This window comes from Sulfurovum sp. (assembly GCA_026990595.1).
Taxonomy (GTDB): domain Bacteria; phylum Campylobacterota; class Campylobacteria; order Campylobacterales; family Sulfurovaceae; genus Sulfurovum.
Window position 1 is genome coordinate 1 of sequence record JALXCZ010000012.1, and the last position, 7,294, is coordinate 7,294.

The 7,294-nt window shown below is 38.8% G+C and carries 8 protein-coding genes and 1 pseudogene; 5 read left to right on the forward strand and 4 right to left on the reverse strand.

From position 1 onward, the window contains the following. The first annotated feature begins 610 nt into the window (after positions 1–610). The 3 genes from MVE01_RS04085 to MVE01_RS04095 are packed head-to-tail and all read left to right on the forward strand — an operon-like array spanning position 611 to position 2,520. Complete coding sequence (locus MVE01_RS04085) at positions 611–1,267, forward strand: TetR/AcrR family transcriptional regulator (protein ID WP_472560898.1); 657 nt, start codon at positions 611–613, stop codon at positions 1,265–1,267. Positions 1,268–1,313: 46 nt separating this feature from the next. Further along, positions 1,314–1,922 carry a class I SAM-dependent DNA methyltransferase gene (locus MVE01_RS04090; protein WP_472560899.1) on the forward strand — a complete coding sequence of 203 codons (609 nt, stop codon included), beginning with the start codon at positions 1,314–1,316 and terminating at the stop codon, positions 1,920–1,922. A gap of 1 nt (position 1,923) precedes the next feature. Beyond that, on the forward strand, positions 1,924–2,520 hold the full coding sequence (locus MVE01_RS04095) for a DUF2238 domain-containing protein (RefSeq protein ID WP_472560900.1): 597 nt from the start codon (positions 1,924–1,926) through the stop codon (positions 2,518–2,520). 11 nt (positions 2,521–2,531) lie between these two features. Here MVE01_RS04095 and MVE01_RS04100 read toward each other — a convergent pair whose 3' ends face one another. The 4 genes from MVE01_RS04100 to MVE01_RS04115 form a co-directional block, all read right to left on the reverse strand. Further along, the gene (locus tag MVE01_RS04100) at positions 2,532–3,107 is read right to left on the reverse strand and encodes a Tll0287-like domain-containing protein (RefSeq protein WP_472560901.1); all 576 of its coding nucleotides are present in this window, start codon (positions 3,105–3,107) and stop codon (positions 2,532–2,534) included. 129 nt (positions 3,108–3,236) lie between these two features. Beyond that, positions 3,237–3,668 carry a hypothetical protein gene (locus MVE01_RS04105; protein ID WP_472560902.1) on the reverse strand — a complete coding sequence of 144 codons (432 nt, stop codon included), beginning with the start codon at positions 3,666–3,668 and terminating at the stop codon, positions 3,237–3,239. Between the two features lie 205 nt (positions 3,669–3,873). Continuing rightward, a complete protein-coding gene (locus MVE01_RS04110) occupies positions 3,874–4,284 on the reverse strand; it encodes a hypothetical protein (protein ID WP_472560903.1) in 411 nt (136 codons plus the stop codon). Then, entirely contained in the window at positions 4,281–5,210 is a 930-nt protein-coding gene (locus MVE01_RS04115) for a class I SAM-dependent methyltransferase (protein ID WP_472560904.1), read from the reverse strand. The genes MVE01_RS04110 and MVE01_RS04115 overlap by 4 nt, the downstream gene beginning before the upstream one ends. A 467-nt stretch (positions 5,211–5,677) precedes the next feature. On the opposite strand from MVE01_RS04115, the gene MVE01_RS04120 reads away from it, so the two are divergent. Continuing rightward, positions 5,678–6,913: a BaiN/RdsA family NAD(P)/FAD-dependent oxidoreductase gene (locus MVE01_RS04120; RefSeq protein ID WP_472560905.1), complete on the forward strand. Its 1,236-nt coding sequence runs from the start codon at positions 5,678–5,680 to the stop codon at positions 6,911–6,913. Positions 6,914–6,991: 78 nt separating this feature from the next. Beyond that, positions 6,992–7,294 (forward strand): annotated as a pseudogene (locus tag MVE01_RS04125) (hypothetical protein); the annotation flags it as partial.

The following is a 7,294-nucleotide window of genomic DNA, read 5'->3' on the forward strand; positions in this document are numbered from 1 at the left end:
CCTTCACCACCACAACACACGCCTACACCGCATCTACAACACAATCGCAAAACACTTTTTTCACGCATTTCTACCCACATATTTCGCAATCATGCACCAAACAACCGTGGTAGCACAAAAAAACAGATTACAACGTCAGTGAAAATAAGCCACAACACGCGCTCTCATCGCAAATAACTGTGGTAAAACCCTACTGACACTTCTCCTACCCCCGCACACTTGGGCAACTCCCACCAAGCAAAAAACAAAATTTAAACTATACTCATATTAAACAATATACAATATAAATATTTTTCAGTCTCTTTCCCTGCATTAAGAATAGAGCATTATTTAATATTTATTAGTATAACAATCGGTGTTTTTCTGCTCTACTGCAAGACCTTCTATATTCAAAAAATACAAATCCTCCAGAGATACGTAAAATAGGGCTTTAAATAACTTTATATGAACACATGTTCTTTTATGATTTTAGATCAAAGATAATAAATGAACAAGTGTTCTTATTTAAACTATTGAATAATGAGTTAAAAGAACAATTGTTCATTAATAACCGATCTTGTCTCTTGACTTATGAACAAATGTTCACTATAATAAGATTAAAGGAGCCTCTATGAACGAGCAGAGCGTCAATACTCCCCTTTCCAAGGGAAGTAAAACCAAAGAGAAAATAGTTAAAACAGCCCTCAAACTCTTCTCAGCAAAGGGATTTAAGGCTACAACGGTCAGAGACATAGCAGGAGCGATGGGAGTGAAACAAAGTGCACTCTATAACCATTTTAAGAATAAGGATGAGATACTCGAGACACTTATAGCAGATCTTACCTCTTCTGCGATCGTACATCTGTTTGATAGCAACAAAGAGCCTCAGGAGGTTGCTAAGGGTGGGAAAGCTCTTTTGGCAGGGATTGCTACGAAATTCAAGCTTTTAAGCTTTGACAGCCAGAATGAGGCACTTTTCAAGCTTTTGATGCAGGAGATGTTCCGCAATGAACGTGTCAGAGAGATTTATAATGAATATTTTTACCAGGAGAACGTCAAAAAGCTCTCTTCCTACTTCTTTATGATGATGCAAGAAGAGCTTATAAAGTCTTCAGACCCCCTGCTGCTTGCAAATGAGTTCTTTTCCCCACTCTTTTTCTACCAGATGCAGGTGAGTTTGCTTAAAATGGATAAAAAATCAACCTCTTCTGTGGTATCATTGTTTGAAAAACATGTTGAACTCTTTTGGGACAACATTAAACTAGAGAAGCAGACAAGCCTGTTTTAAGTATGATGCTAAAAAATATTAAAATATTATATTAAGGAATATTAAAATGGAAAACAGTGAAGATCTTTTTGCGCATAAGTCAAAATCCTGGGATATGAATTCCAAAAGAGTCAAAAATGCACAAAGGATTGCCGAGTTAATAGTAAAGAATATAAAACTAGCCAGACAGATGGAGATTATGGACTTTGGTGCGGGTACAGGATTGTTGAGCTATTTTGTGGCTCCGTTTGTTAAAAAGATCATCGCTATAGACAACTCCCCTTCTATGCTTTTGGAGTTTGAAAATAAGTGCAGTGAATTTGCCTGTGAGACGGAAGTAATAGCAAAAGATCTAAGTACAGAGACTTTAGAGCGAAGATTTGATGGTATCATCTCCTCCATGACCATGCATCATCTCAAAGATACTCTAGCCCTCTTCCATAAACTCTATACTATGCTTGAAGATGGCGGATTCATTGCACTGGCTGATCTGGACAGTGAAGATGGCAGCTTCCATAGCGACAATACGGGGGTATTTCATCACGGTTTCGACAGAGAAGCACTGAAAGTCATAGCCCAGGAAGCCGGATTTAAAAATATTTCATTCGATACAGCCGGTACCATAACCAAGCCGCATCGTGATTTTACGGTTTTTTTAATGACAGCAGTGAAATAATATGAAATATCTGTGGGTAAGCATCTATTTCGCTGTTTTGATCTGGTCTGCTATTGATCCCAAAGATCAGTTCACATGGTTCCTGGAGGTGGTACCGGCACTCATAGGTTTTATACTGATTGTATTGACCTACAAAACTTTTCCACTCACTCCCCTGCTTTATACACTCATTCTGATCCATATGATCATCCTCATGGTGGGCGGACACTATACATATGCGGAAGTACCTTTATTTGACTGGATCAAAGAAGTTTTACATCAGAGCAGGAACAATTACGATAAAGCAGGACACTTCATGCAGGGGTTTGAACCCGCAATCCTTGCCAGGGAGCTTCTGATACGCAAACATATTGTACAGGGTTCAAAGATATGGTTAAATTATATTATTTTGAGTATTATTCTTGCTTTTTCAGCATTTTATGAACTTGTTGAATGGTGGGTCGCTTTGGCAACGGGAGACAACGCTGAAGCATTTTTGGGAACACAAGGTTATGTTTGGGATACACAGTCAGATATGATGTACGCTCTCATAGGCGGAGCAGTTGCTCTCATTGTTTTGAGCCGCATACATGACAGACAGCTCAAACGTTTTCTTTAGAGCTTGTGCCTCTAGTGTTTTTTGATCTCAGCAACGATCACACCTCTGAGGTCACCCTCTTTGAATCCAATGGCTTTGTCTTCAGGATAAGCACTCTTGAGTGCATCAGCGATTTTTGGGTCAAGGTTGCTTCCATGGCATTTTAGACAGACTTTCTTTACAATAAGTGGTTTATAGACACGGGTCACATCACCCTCTTGCACTACTTTAATATTTTTAGGAGTAAAAGTTTTGGCTGCAATGGAAGATTCATAGGCTTGCATCACTTTTTTATCTGTAGCATCAGGAGTATTCACAGAGTTATTGCGTATTTTAAGTGCGGTTCTTCTGACTTTTGCATAGTCTGGAAGTTTGGCATTGACCTCTTTGGTGATGTTGTCTGCACTTCCTGTACAAAATGCCAAAGCATCAAGCCCTGTAGGGTCTTTTTTCATATGAGCTTTCAGTTGGGTTTTTAGCGCACCGCCTAACATTTTAATATACTTGACCCCTTCTTGTTTTACCGTTAGAGGTTGTGTTACATTGTTGTCTGCTGCCATAGCAGATGCTGTAAGCAGTGAAGTAACTAGAAGTGTTTTTAATTTCATGGGTGATCCTTATTATTTTTATTTTATGGAATTATAGTTTGGAAAGGTTAACGGTTGAATATAGCTAATAAATTGCCGCTAGGTAATTTATTGTTGGCTACTCTGTTTTGTTATATTTGAGTTGTAACTTTATCTCGTTCGATAACCTGCATGACATTCCACGCAAGATTGTGTTACCGCCGTAAGTGCCTCATAGGCTGATTCTAAATCTTCTTTTTTTGCAACTTCTGCAAAATGACTCGCAGCACTGTGCATATTGTATCCTGCCTGCTTCATCCCCTGCGGCATATATTTTGCCAAATCTTTTGTATTGTGTGAATGACGTGCACTGAGTCCAAGACGCTTTTTGGCAACATCTGCTGCTTTCTTGGGTTCATCATAAGCCATGTACTCTAATATCTCATTGAGTGCAGCCATGTGATCACGCATATTTGACAACTGCTTGAGTTGAAGTTTTGGAGGAAATTTGACATATTGTCTTGTGTCTTCATCTGCATCGACAGTGATATTTACAAAAAAGAAAAGTATCAAAATGAGTGTTATATTTTTTTTCTTATACATTTGTATTCCTAAATTTCATTTACCGATTTTTCTTCGTTCCAACAGCTCCAGCTGTGGAACACATATTAGTACCTAAACTCATTATTAACTCTTTATTTCTAGAATTAAGTATAGCATTTTATGGATTATATGAGGTTTTCTTGCTATTTGAAGTCCGATAGGCATTCCACAGCTGGAGCTGTGGAATAAGATAATGGGTGGAGAGTTAAATACCCAAATCTTTCCTAATTCGTTCAAACCCTTCTTCCACATCCTCTTTGTCCGGTTTGTGATCAAGGTCAATGTAGTAGCTGTATTGCAGGTTTAGACCATGTCTGAGTTCCATTTTTAGGTAACTGCTCGGCATCTTGCCCAGTGCTTTGCTTTGGGCGTTGTAGTGGCTGTTGCAGACTATGCTTTGTTTAAAGCTGACCTCCAGTCTATAGCTGCATGTTTGGCTAAAGTGGTAAAGGTGTTGCAGTGTAGAAGCAATCTGCTTGTCTTTGGGTATAACAGAGAGTTGCATGCAGTCGATCTTTTTGTTTAGAATGCTTTTGTCATACACAGTAATGAGCGGCTTGCTGTCGCACCCTGCTGTAAATAATAGGAGAAACAAAAGAAAAAAGTATGCTCTCATACCCTGCTTCCTATCTTGGTGGCGGTTAGAAACAGGTACTGTTTACCCGTGACTGTCACACGAAACTTCTTTTGTTGGAGGTACTTTTTACAAAACATAATATCGTTAAGTACTAGACTCATCTCACTCATGGCATAGTTGGGAGCTTTTGCTCCATAGAGCATCTCTCCACCCATCCAACGCGAATTTGGAAAACCTAAGATTATGGCTGCATCTTTGCTAAGGTACTCCTGAACCAGTTTCATAAAAAAGGGTTTAAAGTCGATACTTGGACTTTGCAGTGTTCCTATGCTTATGAACAGGTCAAACTGCCCTAGTTTCAGTTTGTCTAGCGCGTTAATATCATTTGCATAAAATGTTACATTATTTTCTGGGAATGCCTTTTTAGCATACGCTATGGCAGACTCTGAGTGGTCTACACCGACCAGTTTCATATTTTCATATATTTTGGTATCTAGTTTATTTCTAATGACTTCAAATTCATCTGCTCTATTGATGCCGAGGTTTAAAATGTGTTTTCTTTTGACTATGGTTACATTGTCTAAAGTCTGGTTGTAGTAGTAGAGAAATGCCGGTTCTTCCATTTTGTTTATTTGTGCAAAGCGAGAATCTGTTCCATACTTCTCATTCTCTTTTTTGTCGCTATGAAATGAACCTGTATCAAGTTTCTTGAAATATAATTTTACCAAAGGGGAATTTTTAATTTTTTTGGGGGTATGCATTCTGCATTTTAAAAGTTCTGCCAGATCTATCCATGACTTATAGCCTCTATAGATATATTTTTTACCTTCAACTGTAACCGCTTTTCCTGCATACCCTTCCTCATAGTCAGGATCAAGCACATCAAAACTGATACCTTCTTGATCAATCAACATATTTTGAAGTTGTAAAATAATATCCTGCATGGATTGGGTAGCCAGTGTCATATATAGTACCTTAGTAGTAAATATATGATTTTAACATAGTTGTTCAATAAAGTAAAATTAGGATTTTGTATATAATGATACCTTCCTAATATCTTTGGGAGGGAAGAATAGAAATGCTTTTGAAGCATCTTGATTAGGAAGGTATGTGTATCATATCATCACAATATGAACCCAATATGAATTTTTAATAATTTCATGATAAACCTTCCTAATTAGGGGAAGAAAAAGAATGTTTCATTAGGAAGGTTTATGTATAATACCTCCTTGGTGTGCAACTTATGTGTAATAGACTTCTTGCATAACCCTATAAATGTCTATATTATTTATTGCACATCATCTTACATTAAATATCCTCTTGAATTAGCTAAGGCTAGGACTTCGAGTCTATTTAATAAAATCTAATGCACACTAAACAATATTTACAAAATACAGGGCTATGCAAGAAGTCCAATAGAAAAAGGACCGCTATGTCAAACTACCAACTCATTGTTATAGGCTCCGGTGCTGCGGGGATGATGGCGGCAATTACCGCTGCACGAGAGGGTAAAAGGGTACTCCTTTTGGAAAAACTTTCCAAGATCGCCACAAAACTCAAAGCCACAGGCGGCGGACGCTGCAATCTTACCAATACACTTGACAATGAAACCTTTATGCAGCATTTTGGAAGAGACGGTCGTTTTATGGCTCCTGCCCTGGAAGCCTTTGAGCATAAAGCACTCATAGCATTTTTGGAAGAGATCGGAGTAGAGAGCCATGCACCTGACGGATTCCGTGTGTTTCCTGTAACCCACTCCTCCTCAACCATTATCGATGCGATGTCACAAGAGATGCAAAATCTGAATATTACTGTACGCTGTGCTTCCAAAGTACTGAGTTTGGAATATGACACAGATAAGATCACCGGTGTGCAGACACAAACAGAAAGCTTTCATGCCGATGCGGTCATACTGGCAACAGGTGGAAAAGGCTACCCCATGCTTGGAGCAGAGGGAGACGGCTATCCTATGGCAGCATCTGTAGGACATAAAGTTACAGAGCTTTACCCCGCGATGATGCCTCTGAAAGTGAAAGAAACCTGGGTTGAAAACTGTAGGGCTGACACCATTGCAAAGGTAACCATGCATGTTGATATGAAAAAATATAAAAAACTTTCGGCGACAGGGGATCTCATCTTTACCAAAGACGGCATACGTGGCCCTGTAGTGTTGGATTTTTCACGGGAGATCACACCCCTGCTCTCCCGGTATGATGAAGTACCCATCCTGCTAAACTTTACCAAAGGGATGAATGAAGAGCAGATACGTCAGCATTTTAAAAAGGCACTAGAAAAAAACCCGCATCAAACTACATTGGAATTACTGCTTACCCTACTGCCTGAGTCAGTGAGTTTAGAGCTGTGTAAGATCGCCAAGGTAGACCCTGCTTTGAGTCTAGCCAGACAAAAAGGTGCCAGCAGGGACAAACTCATTCGACTACTTGTCTGGACACCTCTTACTATTAATGGACATGACGGCTTCAAAATGGCAATGATCACCCGTGGAGGTATACATCTTAAAGAGATCGACCCCTACACCATGCAAAGCAGGAGAATTAAAGGTTTGTATTTCTGCGGCGAGATAGTAAATCTGGATGGTCCGTGTGGCGGATATAACTTACAGTGGAGTTTCGCTTCAGGGCATTTGGCGGGAAAATTACGAAAATAATCTAATTTATACATCAATATTTAGAATTTGTGTGTTACTATCTATCAATAACAATGAACAAAACAATAAGGAAAAATGATGAATAAACTATTCTTTTCTTCGCTGCTCATAGCCCTCTGTACCTTTTCTCTGCATGCAGAAAATAATACTACAAAAGAAAATAACATAATCCAAGAGCATAACAATAGTGGAAAAATAAAACAAAAAACGGATACCAATAAAACACTATCAAAATCCAAGTTGACTGAACAACGGATCAAAGAGCAGATGGAGCGAGAAAAAAAGTATGCAAAAGAGCAAAAGTTCTATCAGGGAGATGAGTATGATCTTAAAGCCGTAGAGATCAATAAAAAGTCACTTGAACATGTTCCTGTCATTGAG